Source organism: Paraburkholderia sp. SARCC-3016 (assembly GCF_031119615.1).
Classification (GTDB): Bacteria; Pseudomonadota; Gammaproteobacteria; order Burkholderiales; family Burkholderiaceae; genus Paraburkholderia.
In genome coordinates this window covers 154,923-170,843 of record NZ_JAVHZD010000016.1, presented here as the reverse complement: position 1 = coordinate 170,843, position 15,921 = coordinate 154,923, and the positions used below count along the sequence as shown (strand labels likewise).

Below are 15,921 nucleotides of genomic sequence, written 5' to 3'. Positions count from 1 at the left end.
AGATGGCGGACCCTACCCCGCTGCAGATGCTGATCGAGCTGGCTCAGGAAGAACTCGACGCCGCCGCGCAGCGCCTTGGCCGTGCGCAGCGCGAGCGCAACGATCTCGAATCGCAGCTGAACGCGCTGATCGAATACCGCAACGAGTACTACACGCGCTTTACGACATCCGCGCAGCTCGGCATGGCGGCGGGCAATATGCGCAACTTCCAGGCGTTCATCGACACGCTCGATGCGGCGATCGAACAGCAGCGTCGGCAGCTCGCTGCGGCAACGGCCCGCGTCGAGGCGGCAAAGCCGGAATGGCAGAAGCAGAAGCAGAAGCTCGGCTCGTACGAGGTGCTGCAGGCGCGCGGCGATGCCGCCGAAGCGCTGAAACTCGCGCGCCGCGAACAGAAGGATGCCGACGAGTTCGGCGCACGCGCGTTGAGGATGCGCGCCGGCAACGTGTAACGGAAGCCGCGCGTCCCGCGTGTGGAAAGCGGCCGGATTGGCCGGATTGACTGGACCTGGTTTGACTATCGTGCCCCCTCCTTGCCGACGGCGGGATCGGGGCTTTGACCGACGGGAAACATCATGTCGAAAATTTCGATGATCGATTCGCTGCTGTCCTCGCAAGGCGCAGCCGTATCGCATTCCGCCAGCACGGGCAACTCGACGCTCTTCGCGCAGACGCTGCAGCAAAGCATCGCAGCGCAGACGAACGCAGCAAACGTGAGCGCCCCTACGCAACCGGCGCCGGGCACGCAGCCGTCTTCGTCCGCGTCGAGCGCATCGGGCTCGCAGCCGCAGCAGAACAATGGCGCGGACAACAACACCGCGTCGAGCGGTACCGGCACCGTGCATCCGGGCGACAGCACGCAGGCATCGCAACCGGCGCAGCCGGGGTCGTCGCAGGATGCGTCGACGGCAAAGTCTTCGTCGTCGACGGACAGCAGCGCGCAGCAGGCGGGCGACACGGGCAACACAGGCAACGGCAAGGCCGGCGACGCGAATTCGAAGTCGCAGGACACGCAGGCGTCGAATGGCGCACAGGCGTCGGCGGCCGCTGCGGCAACCGCGGCGGCTGCGGCCGCCGCGCAGGCCCGCGCGAATGCGGCAGCCGATGCGGACAGCGACGCTAACGCAGCCGCCGACGCGGCCGCCGCGGACGCTGCCGCGGCAGCGCTCGCCGGCGACGCGAAGACCGGCGACGGCACCGGCGATCACAAAGGACTCGGCGGTCCGTCGACGGGCGGCAAGTCCATGCATCAGAAGGTCGACTCGGCGCTGGCGGCGCTGAACAGCGGCCGCACCGATCTGGCGGCTGCCTTGCCCGTGCAGAACTTCGCGGCAGGCGCAGCCAACGGCGCCGGCACCGACAAGACGAACGCCGACCTCGTGAGCGGCGGCCACGGCAATTCGAACGGCAAGGGCTTCGGCATCGGTCCGATGCTCGGCGATGCGAAGGCGGGCGCGAACGGCGCGGCGAACAGCGGCATGCAGGCGGACAACGCGTCCGTCGCCACCACGGCCGCACAAGCGCAGCAGACCACGCAGGCAAGCGCGGGCGCCGCAGCGGCAGCATCGGCCGCGGCCAACGCCGACGCGAGCGCCGCGGCAAGCCTGCCCGCCGCGACCGACGGTATCGATGCGCTCAATGCCGCGCTGGCCGCCTCGCAAGCGGGCGGTGCCGGCGCGAGCAGCGGCGCTGGCGCGTCGCAATCGGCGAAGTCGGGCAGCGCGGCTTATGCCGACAATGCGCTCGCCCCCGAAGTGGGCAGCACGGACTGGGACGAAGCGCTGAGCCAGAAGGTCGTGTTCATGTCGAACCTGCATCAGCAAAGCGCCGAACTGACGCTGAACCCGGCCAATCTCGGGCCGCTGCAAGTCGTGCTGCAAGTCGCGGACAATCACGCGCATGCGCTGTTCGTCTCCCAGCACCAGGAAGTGCGCGCCGCGATCGAGGCCGCGCTGCCGAAGCTGCGCGAGGCGATGGAGCAGAACGGCATCGGCCTTGGCAGCACCAGCGTCAGCGACGGCTTCGCGCGGCAGAGCGGGCAGCAGGCGCAGGACGGCGGCAGGAGCAGCGGCAGCCGCGGCGGCTATGACGGCGGCGCCGCAAACGACGTGGCAGCGACGACGGTGACGACGTCGGGCCCGACGCGCAGGACGGTGGGGCTCGTCGATACGTTTGCGTGAGCGCGTCAGCACGGTTGGCGCGGCTCATCGCGCCGCCGGTTGCAGGCTACTGATAGAACATCGTATAGATCAGCGTTCCCTTGACCGTGCCCGGCACGACAGGACCGGTCCGGTAGTAACGGATCGCAAGGTTGATCGGCAAGTCGCCGCCGGTTTGCGGATCGTAGGCAGGGACCATCTGCGGCGTTTGCAGTCTGATAACGTCCTGCGCCGCATCGGTCACGGACAATGCAACGCCCTTCGCGGTCGAATCGCGGCTCAGCGCAAACGTGCCGTTTGCCGCATCGATCGCGCCATCGGGCGGGTCGAGTTGATACTGGATCTGCTTGAGGCCCTTCGGGCAGCCGGACAACCTGATAGCGAATGGCGTCGATCCGGTCGTTGCGCCCACCGAAGGCAGCGCCGAACCCGAGACGTTCGGCAGCACGACCGTTTGCGTCGCGGCAGCCGTGCACGCGGCGGCGGCCACGGACGCCGTCGTGACGCGCAGATTAGCTACGGTAAGCGTCCCGAGACTCATGGTCGCGTACAACGTGCCGTTGATCGTTCCGGCCTCGGGTTTGCCGATCACGACAACCTGCACGCCGAATTTCATGCCGTTGAAAGCCCAGTCGCCGTTGTAGATTTCCTGCGCGCCTGCGCCGTAGTACCGGAAGAAGTTGGCGCCGTCCGTATCGAAAAAGCGCATGCCGATGCCCGGAACATTCGTCGCATAGGTGTAGGGGTTTGTCGAAAACTGCGTGCCGCCCGTCACTGCCCGGACGACCGGCGTATTGCCGCTGCAGGTTGCGTAGGCGCCGCTGGAGGGAATAGCGGACTGGTACGGCGGCGTGTACAGAATCGTCCCGACTGCCGCATCCCGCGGAACCATGAGCGACGGAATGTTGAACGTGTAGTCGCGTGTCGTCTGGCCGTTGCGCCATGAGCAGGCAGCCGTTGCTTGCTGCGAGCCGGCGATCGAGACGAACGTCGCACACATGAGCGGGAAACGGAAAGCCACGAAGCCCGCGAAGCGTAATCGGGGCCAACCGTTCGAGTGCCGGGGAAGACGCCCGTTGTCCATCGGCTTTCTCCATTGACGGGCGCTCGGAGCAATGTTGCCCAACGTGACACGCCTTTGCAGGTCGCCCTATGAAAGCTGTTTGCCTCGAAGTGCAGCTTAGTCGCCGTTCGGCGCGCAGGCAAAAACGCACCGCGCGCGGCGTCCCCCAAACCCCTGAGTTAGCCACGAATCTCCCCTCTTTTCGGCCCATCACAGGGCTTGCATTTAACGAACAATGCACGCTATCAAACTGACTTCGAGCTGACCTCGGACAGCCGCCGCAATCACAGACACGACACATGGCCACCACGACCGCAAACCCGCAAGCCGCCGTACCGCCGCGCTCGCCCGGGCTGATCAAACGCTCGCTCATGATCGCGCTGATCGCACTTGTCGCGGCCGCGCTCGCGGGCGGCGGCACCTGGTTCTACATGAGCCGCCACGAATCCGCCGCGGCGGCTCAGCCCGCCGCGCAGGCGCCGAAGCCCGCGCCGGTGCCGGTGTTCTTCGCGCTCGAGCCGATGACCGTCAACCTGCAATCGGACGACGGCGAACAGCACTATCTGCGCATCGGCCTGACGCTGAAGCTCAACGACCAGCAGACGCAGGAACATCTGACCCAGCACATGCCGGAGATTCGCAGCCGCGTGCTGCTCGCGCTGTCGAACAAACACCCCGATGAACTCGCGCCGCTCGACGGCAAACGCGCACTCGCAAAAGAACTCGCCGCGCTGATCGAACAGCCGACCGATACCGGCGGCGCGCCGGTCCATGTCGACGACGTGCTGTTCACCGAGTTCGTCGTTCAGTGACGCTGCGTCGCGCACCCGCGCGTCTCTCTCAATAGGCGAACCGACGCACAAGGAATCGAGATGGGCCACGAAGAGTTCATGTCCCAGGAGGAGGTCGATGCCCTCCTGAAAGGCGTCACCGGAGAGCACGACGAGAAGTCCGAGCACGCCGAACGTGCCGGCGTGCGGCCGTACAACATCGCCACGCAGGAGCGGATCGTCCGCGGCCGGATGCCCGGCCTCGAGATCATCAACGAGCGCTTTGCGCGACTGATGCGCGTCGGCATCTTCAACTTCATGCGGCGCACGGCCGAAATTTCGGTCGGCCCGGTGAAAGTGCAGAAGTACAGCGAGTTCACGCGTAACCTGCCGATCCCGACGAACCTGAACCTCGTGCACGTAAAGCCGCTGCGCGGCACGTCGCTGTTCGTGTTCGATCCGAACCTCGTGTTCTTCGTGGTCGACAATCTGTTCGGCGGCGACGGGCGCTTCCATACGCGCGTCGAAGGCCGCGACTTCACGCAGACCGAGCAGCGCATCATCAGCAAGCTGCTGAGCCTCGTGTTCGAGCATTACACGACCGCGTGGAAAAGCGTGCGCCCGCTGCAGTTCGAATTCGTGCGTTCCGAAATGCATACGCAGTTCGCGAACGTCGCGACGCCGAACGAGGTGGTCGTCGTCACGCAGTTCTCGATCGAGTTCGGACCGACCGGCGGCACGCTGCATATCTGCATGCCGTACTCGATGATCGAGCCGATTCGCGACGTGCTGTCTTCGCCGATCCAGGGCGAGGCGCTCGAAGTGGACCGCCGCTGGGTGCGCGTGCTGTCGCAGCAGGTGCAGGCCGCCGAAGTCGAGCTGACCGCCGACCTCGCGCAGATCCCGATCACGTTCGAGAAAATCCTGAACATGAAAACGGGCGACGTGCTGCCGATCAACATCCCCGAATTCATCACCGCGAAGGTCGATGGCGTGCCGGTGATGGAATGCGGTTACGGAATTTTCAATGGTCAATACGCGCTGCGGGTCCTGAAGATGATCAGCGCCGCGGACACGATGAAGGAAGGCGGATATGAGTGATCTGAACGGGACCCCTACCCCGACCCCCAACGCTGCGCCGGCAATGCCCTTGCCGGAACTCGCGCCGGAAATGGAAGCCGCCGCGCAAGGCGCGGGCGAAGCAACCGACGAAACCGCACTCGACGATTGGGCGTCCGCGCTCGCCGAACAGAACGGCAATGAGGTGGCGCCCGCCGCGGCAGGCGTGTTCCAGCCGCTGTCGAAGGTAACGTCGACCGCGACGCGCAACGATATCGACATGATCCTGGACATCCCTGTCCAGATGACGGTCGAGCTCGGCCGCACGAAGATCGCGATCCGCAACCTGTTGCAGCTCGCGCAGGGCTCGGTCGTCGAGCTCGACGGTCTCGCCGGCGAACCGATGGACGTGCTCGTCAACGGGTGTCTGATTGCGCAGGGCGAAGTCGTGGTCGTCAACGACAAGTTCGGTATCCGTTTGACCGACATCATCACGCCGTCCGAGCGGATCCGGAAGCTCAATCGATGAAACCCGCAGTGCTCGCGATGCGGCTCGTTCCGTTCGCAGCGTTTTTGCCAGCCTTTTTGCCGGCCTTTTTGCTTCTGGCTGCGTTGCCCGCCAGGGCCGCGGACCTCAATGCAGTCAACCATGCCGCGCAGATCGCCTCGGGCGTCGGCGCGGGGTCCGCGGTGCCGGCGCTTGGCGTCGGCGCGCTCGTGCAGACCATCGTCGGGCTGGCCGTCGTCATCGGACTCGTGTTCGGCTGCGCGTGGCTCGCGCGTCGGCTCGGCCTGCAGCCCGGACAACGCGGCGGTCTCGTGAAAACGGTCGGCGGCACGTCGCTCGGCGGCAAGGAGCGCGTCACCGTCGTCGAGATCGGCGACCAGTGGCTCGTGCTCGGCGCGGCGCCCGGCAATGTTCGGCTGCTGTATGCGATGCCGGCCGGCTCGACTGGCGCGGCCGGCGCCGGCCGCCCAGGCCCGCACGCCGCTCATGATGGCTTCGCCGCCCCTTCCGCGGATCGCCACCACGCCGCTTCCTCGGCCGGCAGCGGTCTGCCCGGCACGTTCGGCCAGCGCTTTCGCGACGCGCTGAAAAGCGAAGCGGCGAAACGACTACAGCGACACAGCGGCGGAGATCGATAGATGGAAGTGCTTCGTTCCGCGATGCGCCGTGACGGCGCGGCCCGCTCGTTGACCTCGCTCGTGCACTTTCTTTCGTCGGCGCGGCGGCGCCCGCTGGCGGCATGGCTGCTGCCGGCGCTGATGCTCGCGCTGCCGTCGCTTTCCTTCGCCCAGGTCGCAGGCCTGCCCGCGCTGAACGCAACGCCAGGCCCGAACGGCAGCACGACGTATTCGCTGAGCGTGCAGACAATGCTCGTGCTCACGATGCTGTCGTTCCTGCCGGCGATGGTTCTGATGATGACGAGCTTCACGCGCATCATCATCGTGCTGTCGCTGCTGCGCCAGGCGTTGGGCACGACGACCACGCCGCCCAACCAGGTAATGGTCGGCCTCGCGCTGTTTCTGACGCTGTTCGTGATGTCGCCGGTGCTCGACAAGGCGTACAACGACGGCTACAAGCCGTTTTCCGCAGGCACGATCTCGATGGACGACGCAGTCCAGCGCGGCGTCGCGCCGTTCAAGACCTTCATGCTGCGCCAGACGCGCGAAACCGATCTCGCGCTGTTCGCGAAGATCGCGCACATGCCGCCGATGCAGGGTCCCGAAGACGTACCGCTGTCGCTGCTCGTGCCGTCGTTCGTGACGAGCGAGCTCAAGACCGCGTTCCAGATCGGCTTCACGATCTACATTCCGTTCATCATCATCGACCTCGTGGTAGCGAGCGTGCTGATGTCGATGGGCATGATGATGGTCTCTCCGGTCACGATTTCGCTGCCGTTCAAGCTGATGCTGTTCGTGCTCGTCGACGGCTGGCAGCTGCTGATCGGCTCGCTCGCACAAAGCTTCACATAGCCGCGCGCGTTTTCGCGGCGCTTTTCACGCGCTTTCTTACCCGCTTTCTACCGATACCACCTGATTTTCAACCGACGCAGGAGCAACCCGCGATGACGCCGGAAACCGTAATGACCTTTTCGCACGACGCGATGCGCGTTGCGCTGCTGCTTGCCGCACCGCTGCTGCTCGTCGCGCTGATCGTCGGTCTGATCGTGAGCCTGTTCCAGGCCGCGACGCAGATCAACGAAAGCACGCTGACCTTCATTCCGAAGCTCGCCGCGGTCGGCGTCACGCTCGTGATCGCCGGCCCGTGGATGCTGGAGACGATGATCGACTATATGCGCCAGGTGCTGGTGAACATACCGAACGTCGCAAACTGAAAAATCGCGACGCGACGCGGCGCATGCTCGCCCGTCGTCGCATCCGGATTCGCCCGTCATGTTTACCGTCACCTATGCGCAGCTGAACGCGTGGCTCACCGCATTTCTCTGGCCGTTCGTGCGCATTCTCGCGCTCGTGGCAAGCGCGCCGGTGCTCGGTCACGCGTCGGTGCCGATCCGCGTGAAGGTTGGCCTCGCCGCATTCATGGCCGTGATCGTTGCGCCGACGCTCGGCGCGATGCCGCAGGTCACGGTGTTTTCGGCCGCGGGCACGTGGATTCTCGTCAATCAGTTGCTGATCGGGCTCGCGCTCGGCTTCACCATGCAGATCGTGTTCGGTGCGATCGAGACGGCCGGCGCGATCGTGGGCCTCGGCATGGGCCTCGGCTTCGCGACGCTGATCGACCCGCAGTCGCATGGCTCGACCGACGTGCTGTCGATGCTGCTGAACATGATCGCCATGCTCGTGTTCGTCGCGCTCGACGGCCACCTGCAGGTGATCAGCGCGCTCGTCATGACGTTCCAGTCGGTACCGGTGAGCGCGAACCTTCTGAGTGCGGCCGGCTGGCGCATGCTTGCCGAATGGGGCGCGACGCTGTTTGCGGGCGGCGTGCTGATCGCGTTGCCGGTCGTGGCGGCGCTGCTGATCGCGAACCTGTGCCTCGGCATTCTGAATCGCGCGGCGCCGCAGATCGGTATCTTCCAGATCGGCTTTGCGGTCACGATGCTCGTCGGCCTGCTGCTGATCCAGCTGATGCTGCCGAACATGATTCCGCTCTTCGCGCGGATGATCGATAACGGGATCGAAGAAATGGGCCGCGTCGCGCTTGCGTTGCGGCCCGCTTCGTAGCGTGTAGAGCGCGTCCTGCGCTTACGGCGTGATCATCGAGAACAGCGACAGCTTCGAAACGGACGCGAACGTCGTTTCGGTCGCGCTCAACATCGACTCCTGCAGCGTGAGCTGGCTGAACACGGTAGACGGATCGGCCTGCGTGATGTCGGTCAGATCGGTGGTGGTCTGCAAGGACTGCTGCGAATTGATCTTGCCGAGCGCCGTCACCTGCTGTTCGCGGCCCGCCACGGATGCATGCACCGTGGCTACGTTGGTCATCGTGTTGTCGATCTGCGTGTGCGCGGTGTTGATCGCGTTTTCGATGGTCGCCATCGCGGCCGTATCGTCCTGCGCCGGATTCTGCAGCGCGGCGATGACATCGTCGATCGTCTTGAACACGTCGGTGTTGCCCTGCGCGGCCGGCGTGACCGTGAACGAATCGCCCGCGACCGGCGTGCCGGAAATCGCGACGCTCTCGCCGCCGCCGAGATCGATCGGCTGACCCGCCGTAAAAGCTTGAGGCGTGCCGATCGCCGTGGGCGGCGTGGTCGACGTGTCGTTCACCTGGTAGTCGAGGTTGCCCGTGGTCGGATCGGTCAGGAACGTGATCGAGTACGGCTTGTTGTTGCTCGCCGCGCCCTGTGTCGAAATCGACACCGGGCCGATCACACCGGTACCGGCGTTCGTCGATGCGCCGGCCGGAACGGGGTCGGACAGACCGGGCAGCACGCTCAGAAACACGCTTGCGCCGTTGTCGGTGGTCGCGACCGATGTCGTGTTCGAGATTTGCAGCGTACGCGTACCGAGATCGCCGTTATAGGTCACGCCGCCATTCGAGGCGTTCGAAAACGGCGCCGTGCCGCCCTGGAACCCTGAGAAAATGAAGTTGCCGGTGCCGTCGGTCGTATTGGCCAGCGTCATCAGCTGGTCGCGCAAACCCTGCAGCGCCTTTCCGGCCGCCTGCCGGTTGCTGTCGTTGATGGTGCCCGAGCCCAGTGCATTCAATTGCGTAAGCACGTTTTGCAGCGCCGTCGAAACGTTGCTCAATGTCGTGTCTTCGGTTTGCAACAGGCTGATCGCCGTGTTCTGGTTCGACGCGAACTGCGAAAGAACGGACCCCGTGGCCGACAGCTGGACCGCTTGCGCGGCGCCGAGCGGATCGTCGGCAGCCGTTGCAACGCGAATGCCCGTCGATGCCTGTTGCTCGAGTCGCGCCAGCAACGACTGCTGGTTGTCCATATTGGAGATCGTGTTCGCGTAAATCTGTGTCGTAGCGATACGCATGGTCGAAAACCTTTAGCCGAGTGCCTGCAGGATCGTCTGAAAAAGCGATTGCGCGGTCTGGATTACTTTGCTGCTCGCCTGGTACATCTGCTGGTACTCGAGCAGGTTCGTTGCTTCTTCGTCGAGGTTCACGCCCGATACAGACTGCTGTTGCGACTGGATCTGCGCAAGCGTGCTGCTCTTCGCGGTGGCCATCGACTCGAGATTGCTGGCCGTATTGCCGACGTTGTTCACGAACTCCGCGTAGCCGTTCGTCAGCGTGGTGCCGCCGAACGCGGTACTGGTGCTGACGTTGAAAATCGCGGTCGCATTGCTGCCGTCCTGCGTGCCGCCCGTGTTCGGCCCGATCGTGAAGGTGTCGCCGTCGGCCGGCGTGCCCGACACGGTGAACGAAATCCCGTTCGGCGACGTCGCCGGCGGACCCGGGTTGGTCACCGTATAGGTGTCGCCGTTCGTCGGGTCGTACGGCACGCCGGGATTAGCCGCCGTGACCGTGAAGGTTTGCTGCGGATTGCCGAACGTGACCGTCGAGCCGATCGGAAGACCCGTGAGCGTGCCCGTGGCGGCATCGTAGGTGAGCGTCACCGGCGCATTGATCACGAAGCCCGAACTCGCCGCGCCGATCGCGATCTTGCCCGTGCCCGTGTTCGACTGATTGGCGCTCGCGATCGCCGGCGACGACGCAGCGATCGCGCTGCCGTCGGTGGTCGCGACCGCGAAGCTGTCGAGTGCGCCCGAGGTCGGCTGGATCGTGAACGAATCGCCGGCCGCCATCGTGCCGTTGATCGTAATCGCCACGCCGCCGATCGGGTTCGTTGCGCTCGGCGGCGTCGTCGACGTGCCGAGCACCTTGCCCGTGGTCGCATCCGTGACCGTGTAGTTCGTGCCGTCGAACGTCAGCTTGTAGTCGTCGGTCGGCGGCGAAGCCGGGTTCGTCAACGTGGCCGACACGGTCGCACCGCCGGTGTTCTTCGTGTTCGCGATGACGTTCGGCGCCCCGATGTTGAAGAGCGGTCCGCCCGTGTTGCCGTTCTGATCGACGCCCAGTTCGTTCTGCGCATTGACCTGCGCGGCGAAGCTCGTGGCAAGCGCCCCGAGTTGCCGGGCGGCAGGATCGAGCGTCTGGCTGCGAAACTGCAGCACGCCGCCGAGCGACCCGCCGCTGATCGCCGAGTCGGGCAGAACCGTGGTGACGAACGAACCGGGCTTGGTCGAGTCCGGTTGCTGATACGTGACCGCCAGTTCGGACGGATTGTCCGGCGACGGCGTCGTACCCAGCTGGTAGCTCTGAGTACCCTGTACGAGCGTCATGCCGTTCGGCAGCGAAATCGTATCGGTGCCGTCGCTCGCCTGCTGGACATTGACGCCGACGAGCTGCGACAACTGCGAAACCGCCTGGTCGCGCGTGTCCAGCAGCTGGTTCGGCGGCTGTCCGTTAGGGCCGACCGCGGCGATCTGCGCATTCAGTTGCGCAATCTGTTTGGTCAGGTTGTTGATTTGCGTGACCGTGCTCGAGATCGTCGTATTGATGCCCTGACGCGTCTGATCGATCTGGTTTCCCATCGAGTTGATCGCGTCCGCGAGAACCGACGCGGCGTTGATCACCGTCTGACGGGTCGGGCCATCGTTCGCGGAGCCCGCCAGCGTCTGCAGGCTGTTGAAGAAGGCCGTGAAGTCGGCGCCGATTCCCGCAATCGGGTCGCCGATCTGGTTGCTGAGATTCGTGACCAGCTGGGAATACGAGCTCAGCGACGAGCTTTCGGACTGCGTGCTGTAGAGCTGGCTCGTCAGGGTCTGGCTGAACTGGCGCTGGATCGTCTGCGTCGTCACACCGCCGCCGATGAAGCCGGAGCCCGTCTGCAGCCCGCCCGCTTCGACAAAAATCGCAAGCTCGCGGTTGTAGCCCGGCGTCGCCGCATTGCTGATGTTATTGCCCGTGGTCGACATCCCGAGCTGCGCTGAATTCAGTCCGGTCAAACCGAGGCTAAAAAGGTTTCCTCCTGACATGCATGCTCCTGAGAGGCGGGTCCGGCGAAGGCCGCCGATTGCGTGAACAAGCGGTATATCGGCGCGGACGGCGCGAAATTTAGGGATTGCGCGTACGTCGGCGAAGATTCTGCGGAAGACCTCGGCGGTGCTGCCGGCTGCGCGCGGCGGAACCGGCCGAGGCTGCATTATCGGCAACACCGGCGCAAGTCAAAACGGGGATGAAACGGGGAATTGGGCGCTATATCAGGAGCGGAGGGTATGCGGGCAGGCTTGCTGCAAGGTTCGCCGAAAGGTTCGTAAGCGGAAGCTGTCCGCGCGGGCCAGATGGCACAAGTCGAACGCGTGACATTCACTGCGCCGCATGCCGCCGCGCCGCTGTGCACCGCTAGAGAACTTACGCGCGCACGAGCGAGCGGCGCTTCATTTCGAGTTGAGTGATCAGACGTTGCAACGTATTTTCCGCGCTGCCCGGCAACGACATGAAACGCAAACCGAGCAGATAGCGCGTGCCGCTGCCGTGCGGCAACGGTGTGGCGCGCAGCGAGACGATCTGCAGATCGAGCGAGAGCATGCCGCTGCCATTGAGGTTCACTTCGACGTCCGGCAACACGGTGCTCAACGGCAACGTCGCGACACGGTCGTCGTTTGTGCGCAGCCCGATGCCGCCGAGCGAAAGATCATGAATTTCGAAGCGGAACGAATCGCCCTCGGGCAGCTTTCCCGAGCAGTAGTACGGGTTCAGAATCGGCGTCTCGACGCGGAAGTACTCGCGCCGCTGGATGTAGTACAGCACCTCGGGAAACGCTGCTTCGAATGCCGGGCGGCCTTCGAACGAGGTTTCGCGCGGCGCGCCGGTGCCGAACTCGACGCGCACGCCTTCCGGCGCCGCAAGGAAGTGGCAATGCGGCGCCGCGAGCAGGCCGCGGTTCTGCTCGGGCAGCGCGCCCCAGTCGAACACGAAGGTCTGCGTGCGCACGTCGACGTCGAGGATACGCGTCACGAGCTGGCCACCCTTGTACTGCACGGTTAGAAAGTCGCCGCGGTTGAAGAGGTTGCGCAGCTGCACGCCGATTTCCAGCGGATTGCGGCGGCCGAAATGTTCGGTCGGTTCGACTTCATCCGTCTGGGCGGTCGACAGATTGGGTTCCATGATGGTCGTAGTCTCGCGATGCGGACCGCCGGCCGTGCCGGCGAAACGCGTATTCCATGACCGTTTTGCCGGTGTCCTCCGGCAATCGATCTTTACGCTATAGCGGCAATTATCCCGCGAAGTTTAGAGTTCGACCGCAAATAAATTTCACGCGTGCGCACGCGCCCGTCGCAAATCGCGACCGGGGCGTGCGGAATATGCGCAGTGCGTGCACGGTTACGGCGTGAAAGAGCCGCTGAAGCGGCTCGCCGCGTCATTCCAGATTGAGCGACGCAACCGGTTGAGCCCCCGCCGGGCTCATCTGCTGCATGATCGACATCAGCTTGCGTGCGTAGTGCGGATCGGTCGCATAGCCCGCGCGCTGCATGCCGGCCGCAAAACCCGCCGCGCTCTTTCCGCGCGAGGCGGTGAGCACCGCCGCATAGCGCGGGTTGCTCTTCAGCATGCTCGCGTAATCGTTCATCGCTTCCTGATACGAGCCATACGAGCGGAATTTCTCGACCCTGCGCTGCGGCTGGCCGTTCACGTACTCGGTCGTGACGGTCGATACCGTGTCGCCGGTCCAGTCTTTGGTCGCCTTGATGCCAAACACATTGTGGCTCGTCGAGCCGTCCGCCTTCCTGATCTCGCTTCTGCCCCAGCCCGACTCGAGCGCGGCCTGTCCGATGATGAAGCGCGCCGGGATGCCGGTCGCCGCGCTGGCCGCCTGCGCGGGCGCCGCGAGCTTGTCGACGAACGCATCGACTTTCGGCGACTGGCCGTTGCCGCGCAACGGCGGCGTCAGCGCGTTATTGGCCGAGTAGCCGCGGCCCGTCGTCAGCGCGCCGTTCGAGGCCGGATTGGCATAGGCGCGCGCGAGCGAGTTCAGCGTCGAAATCGAGCCCATGCCGCCGCCCGCGACACCGCCCGTGTCCGCATCGCTGCCGTCGAGCGGAATATGAGCCTGACGCGCCAGCTGTTTGATCATCATGTCGGCGACGCCGACGCCCTTCGACGACATCTGCTGCGCCATCTGCTCGTCGAGCATCGACATGAACTGGTCGCCTTCCCGCGAATCGAGCGGGCTGTCGTGCGGCGTCGCCTCGCGCATGCTTTTCATCATCATCTGCAGGAACACTGCGTCGAACTGGCGCGCAGCGCTCTTCAATGCGGTTTGCGGGGAATTCTTCGCCTGCATGCGCAACGCATCGAAGCCCTGCACGTCGAGTGCGAAGCGCTGGTCGAGATCGGCTACCGGTTTTGAGGAATCCGCGTTCATCGGTCGTGCTTCCTGCCTAGATGATTTCGAGGTCGGCGCGCAACGCGCCCGCGGCCTTCATGGCCTGCAAGATCGACATGAGGTCGGCCGGCGTCGCGCCGAGCGCATTCAACGCCTTCACCACGTCCGCGAGATTGGCGCCGGCCGTCACGTATTTGAGCGCCCCGTTGTCCTGCTTGAGCTGGATCTGCGACTGGCGCGCGGCGACCGTCTGCCCGTTCGAGAACGCATTGGGCTGGCTCACCACGGTCTGCGTATTGACGACGACCGACAGATTGCCGTGCGCGACCGCGCAGCTATCGAGCGTCACCATCTGGTTCATCACGATGGAGCCGGTGCGCGCGTTCAGAATGACCTTCGCGGCAGCCTTCGCGGGCTTGATCTCGAGGTTCTGCAACTGTGCGAGGAACGATACCTGCGAGCCCGGATCGCTCGGTGCGTGCAGCTGGATCGTGCGGCCGTCGAGCGCGGTCGCGGTGCCGGGCCCGAACGCATTGTTGACGGCTGCGACAATCTTCTGCGCATTGTCGTAGTCCATGTCGTTCAGGTTCATTTCCATCATGCCGCCGGCCTGCGCGACGTTGACGGGCAACGAGCGCTCGACGATCGCGCCGGCCGCGACGCGACCGGCCGCGAGCTGGTTCACCTGTACGCGGCTGCCGTTCGCGCTGGCACCCGCGCCGCCGACCGCGAGGTTGCCCTGCGCGAGTGCGTAGACCGTGCCGTCCGCGCCTTTCATCGGCGTGAGCAGCAGCGTGCCGCCGCGCAGGCTCTTCGCATTGCCGAGCGACGACACGGTCACGTCGATCGCTTCGCCGGGCCGCGCGAACGGCGGCAGCGTCGCCGTCACCATGACCGCGGCAACGTTCTTCAGCTGCAGGTTCGAGAGCGGCGACACGCCGCCGTTGGTCGCACCGGCCTGCTGGTTGTTGATGCCGATGCCGAGGTTCGCGAGCATGTTCGCGAGCGTCTGCGTCGTGAACGGCGTTTGCGTCGTCTGGTCGCCGGTGCCGTCGAGACCGACGACGAGTCCGTAGCCGATCAGCGGGTTGTCGCGTACGCCCAGAATCGAGACGAGATCCTTGAGCCGCTCGGCATGCGCATCGGGAGCCGAACCGGCGACGAGCGCGAACACCGCGACGGCAAACAGCGCGGCGCTCGCCGCGGCGCGCGCGGACTGCCCGGCGCGGCGCGCGGCAAAGCGCCCGAAGTGGGCGACCGTTCCGGTCAAAGCGTGACGAAGAGTCGAGGCGTTCATCGTCATCACCACGGCGAGATATTGAGGAAGAAGCGCTGCAACCAGCCCATCTGCTCGGCTTCGTCGATATAGCCCTTCGCCGAGTATTCGATCTTCGCGTCGGCCACTTCTGTCGAGAACACCGAGTTGTCGCCGGCCACCGTATTCGGATTCACGACGCCGGAAAAGCGCACCCACTCGTTGCCCTGATTGATCAGCATCTGCTTCTGGCCGCTGACGACGAGATTGCCGTTCGGCAGCACGTTCGTCACCGTGACCGTGATCACGCCGTTGAACGTATTCGATGCATTTGCACCGCCTGCCGCCGTGAACTGGTTCTGTCCGTTCGCCGCGATATTGGCCTTGTTGAAGAGGCCTGACAGGAAGTTGGCCTGCGTAACCGCGACGTTCGTCGAGCCGTTGCGGTTCGCATTCGCGCCGGACTGCTTGGTTGCGTTGATGTTTTCGGCGATGACGATGGTCAGGATGTCGCCGACATTGCGCGGACGCTGGTCTTCGAACAGCGGATGCCCCGCCGTGCCCGGGTTGTAGATCGACCCCGGCGCCTGCAGTTGCGGAGGAACGGGCGGCACCGCGCTCATCGGCTGCTGCACGATCGGTTCTTTCGGCACGAGCGCGCAGCCGGCAAGCGCGCCGGCGAGCGCCCCCGCCGCCGCGAGCCGCAGCGCCGCCTGCGCGGCGCTCGTGCGAACCATAAGACTGATGAGCTGCGACATCTTCGTAACCGCCTGCTGGATAACCACCTGTTCGATGCGACGAC

At 65.0% G+C, this 15,921-nt stretch carries 16 protein-coding genes; 9 read left to right on the top strand and 7 right to left on the bottom strand.

Features of this window, described 5'->3' with window-relative positions; all coding sequences use genetic code 11:
- The first annotated feature begins 2 nt into the window (after nt 1-2).
- Entirely contained in the window at nt 3-452 is a 450-nt protein-coding gene (gene fliJ, locus QYH69_RS17855; RefSeq protein WP_308833167.1) for a flagellar export protein FliJ, read from the top strand.
- A gap of 123 nt (nt 453-575) precedes the next feature.
- Entirely contained in the window at nt 576-2,180 is a 1,605-nt protein-coding gene (locus QYH69_RS17850; RefSeq protein WP_308833166.1) for a flagellar hook-length control protein FliK, read from the top strand.
- Nucleotides 2,181-2,226: 46 nt separating this feature from the next.
- On the opposite strand, the gene QYH69_RS17845 is transcribed toward QYH69_RS17850, so the two are convergent.
- On the bottom strand, nt 2,227-3,180 hold the full coding sequence (locus QYH69_RS17845; RefSeq protein ID WP_308833165.1) for a fimbrial protein: 954 nt from the start codon (nt 3,178-3,180) through the stop codon (nt 2,227-2,229).
- A gap of 341 nt (nt 3,181-3,521) precedes the next feature.
- Between QYH69_RS17845 and fliL the strand changes: the two genes are divergently transcribed.
- From fliL to fliR, 7 genes are all read left to right on the top strand, one after another.
- A complete protein-coding gene (fliL, locus tag QYH69_RS17840; RefSeq protein WP_308833164.1) occupies nt 3,522-4,034 on the top strand; it encodes a flagellar basal body-associated protein FliL in 513 nt (170 codons plus the stop codon).
- Nucleotides 4,035-4,094: 60 nt separating this feature from the next.
- Nucleotides 4,095-5,093 (top strand): flagellar motor switch protein FliM, encoded by a 999-nt coding sequence (gene fliM, locus QYH69_RS17835; RefSeq protein WP_075158465.1) that lies wholly within the window; start codon nt 4,095-4,097, stop codon nt 5,091-5,093.
- The gene (gene fliN, locus QYH69_RS17830; protein ID WP_374992438.1) at nt 5,086-5,580 is read left to right on the top strand and encodes a flagellar motor switch protein FliN; all 495 of its coding nucleotides are present in this window, start codon (nt 5,086-5,088) and stop codon (nt 5,578-5,580) included. The genes fliM and fliN overlap by 8 nt, the downstream gene beginning before the upstream one ends.
- Nucleotides 5,577-6,197 (top strand): flagellar biosynthetic protein FliO, encoded by a 621-nt coding sequence (fliO, locus tag QYH69_RS17825; protein ID WP_308833163.1) that lies wholly within the window; start codon nt 5,577-5,579, stop codon nt 6,195-6,197. Before fliN ends, fliO begins: the two co-directional genes overlap by 4 nt.
- 120 nt (nt 6,198-6,317) lie before the next feature.
- Nucleotides 6,318-7,028, top strand: coding sequence for a flagellar type III secretion system pore protein FliP (gene fliP / locus QYH69_RS17820; protein ID WP_308833181.1), 711 nt, complete (start codon nt 6,318-6,320; stop codon nt 7,026-7,028).
- A gap of 92 nt (nt 7,029-7,120) precedes the next feature.
- Nucleotides 7,121-7,390, top strand: a complete 270-nt coding sequence (gene fliQ / locus QYH69_RS17815) for a flagellar biosynthesis protein FliQ (protein ID WP_075158468.1) — start codon at nt 7,121-7,123, stop codon at nt 7,388-7,390.
- A 58-nt stretch (nt 7,391-7,448) separates the two neighbouring features.
- Nucleotides 7,449-8,240, top strand: a complete 792-nt coding sequence (fliR, locus tag QYH69_RS17810) for a flagellar biosynthetic protein FliR (protein ID WP_308833162.1) — start codon at nt 7,449-7,451, stop codon at nt 8,238-8,240.
- Between the two features lie 21 nt (nt 8,241-8,261).
- Here fliR and flgL read toward each other — a convergent pair whose 3' ends face one another.
- The 6 genes from flgL to flgH all read right to left on the bottom strand — a co-directional run bounded on the left by flgL (nt 8,262) and on the right by flgH (nt 15,856).
- Nucleotides 8,262-9,506 carry a flagellar hook-associated protein FlgL gene (gene flgL, locus QYH69_RS17805; protein ID WP_308833161.1) on the bottom strand — a complete coding sequence of 415 codons (1,245 nt, stop codon included), beginning with the start codon at nt 9,504-9,506 and terminating at the stop codon, nt 8,262-8,264.
- 12 nt (nt 9,507-9,518) lie between these two features.
- Complete coding sequence (flgK, locus tag QYH69_RS17800; protein ID WP_308833160.1) at nt 9,519-11,513, bottom strand: flagellar hook-associated protein FlgK; 1,995 nt, start codon at nt 11,511-11,513, stop codon at nt 9,519-9,521.
- 376 nt (nt 11,514-11,889) lie between these two features.
- Nucleotides 11,890-12,645: a flagellar regulator YcgR PilZN domain-containing protein gene (locus QYH69_RS17795; protein WP_308833159.1), complete on the bottom strand. Its 756-nt coding sequence runs from the start codon at nt 12,643-12,645 to the stop codon at nt 11,890-11,892.
- Between the two features lie 253 nt (nt 12,646-12,898).
- Nucleotides 12,899-13,903: a flagellar assembly peptidoglycan hydrolase FlgJ gene (gene flgJ / locus QYH69_RS17790; RefSeq protein ID WP_308833158.1), complete on the bottom strand. Its 1,005-nt coding sequence runs from the start codon at nt 13,901-13,903 to the stop codon at nt 12,899-12,901.
- Nucleotides 13,904-13,919: 16 nt separating this feature from the next.
- Nucleotides 13,920-15,161 carry a flagellar basal body P-ring protein FlgI gene (locus QYH69_RS17785; protein WP_308833157.1) on the bottom strand — a complete coding sequence of 414 codons (1,242 nt, stop codon included), beginning with the start codon at nt 15,159-15,161 and terminating at the stop codon, nt 13,920-13,922.
- Between the two features lie 5 nt (nt 15,162-15,166).
- Entirely contained in the window at nt 15,167-15,856 is a 690-nt protein-coding gene (flgH, locus tag QYH69_RS17780; RefSeq protein WP_374992443.1) for a flagellar basal body L-ring protein FlgH, read from the bottom strand.
- Nucleotides 15,857-15,921: the final 65 nt, after the last annotated feature.

Coding starts and splice junctions, on each gene's coding strand:
- fliJ (WP_308833167.1), top strand. CDS start 3: ATGGCGGACCCTACCCCGCTGCAGATGCTGATCGAGCTGGCTCAGGAA.
- QYH69_RS17850 (WP_308833166.1), top strand. CDS start 576: ATGTCGAAAATTTCGATGATCGATTCGCTGCTGTCCTCGCAAGGCGCA.
- fliL (WP_308833164.1), top strand. CDS start 3,522: ATGGCCACCACGACCGCAAACCCGCAAGCCGCCGTACCGCCGCGCTCG.
- fliM (WP_075158465.1), top strand. CDS start 4,095: ATGGGCCACGAAGAGTTCATGTCCCAGGAGGAGGTCGATGCCCTCCTG.
- fliN (WP_374992438.1), top strand. CDS start 5,086: ATGAGTGATCTGAACGGGACCCCTACCCCGACCCCCAACGCTGCGCCG.
- fliO (WP_308833163.1), top strand. CDS start 5,577: ATGAAACCCGCAGTGCTCGCGATGCGGCTCGTTCCGTTCGCAGCGTTT.
- fliP (WP_308833181.1), top strand. CDS start 6,318: ATGCTCGCGCTGCCGTCGCTTTCCTTCGCCCAGGTCGCAGGCCTGCCC.
- fliQ (WP_075158468.1), top strand. CDS start 7,121: ATGACGCCGGAAACCGTAATGACCTTTTCGCACGACGCGATGCGCGTT.
- fliR (WP_308833162.1), top strand. CDS start 7,449: ATGTTTACCGTCACCTATGCGCAGCTGAACGCGTGGCTCACCGCATTT.
- flgL (WP_308833161.1), bottom strand. CDS start 9,506: ATGCGTATCGCTACGACACAGATTTACGCGAACACGATCTCCAATATG.
- flgK (WP_308833160.1), bottom strand. CDS start 11,513: ATGTCAGGAGGAAACCTTTTTAGCCTCGGTTTGACCGGACTGAATTCA.
- QYH69_RS17795 (WP_308833159.1), bottom strand. CDS start 12,645: ATGGAACCCAATCTGTCGACCGCCCAGACGGATGAAGTCGAACCGACC.
- flgJ (WP_308833158.1), bottom strand. CDS start 13,903: ATGAACGCGGATTCCTCAAAACCGGTAGCCGATCTCGACCAGCGCTTC.
- QYH69_RS17785 (WP_308833157.1), bottom strand. CDS start 15,161: ATGAACGCCTCGACTCTTCGTCACGCTTTGACCGGAACGGTCGCCCAC.
- flgH (WP_374992443.1), bottom strand. CDS start 15,856: ATGGTTCGCACGAGCGCCGCGCAGGCGGCGCTGCGGCTCGCGGCGGCG.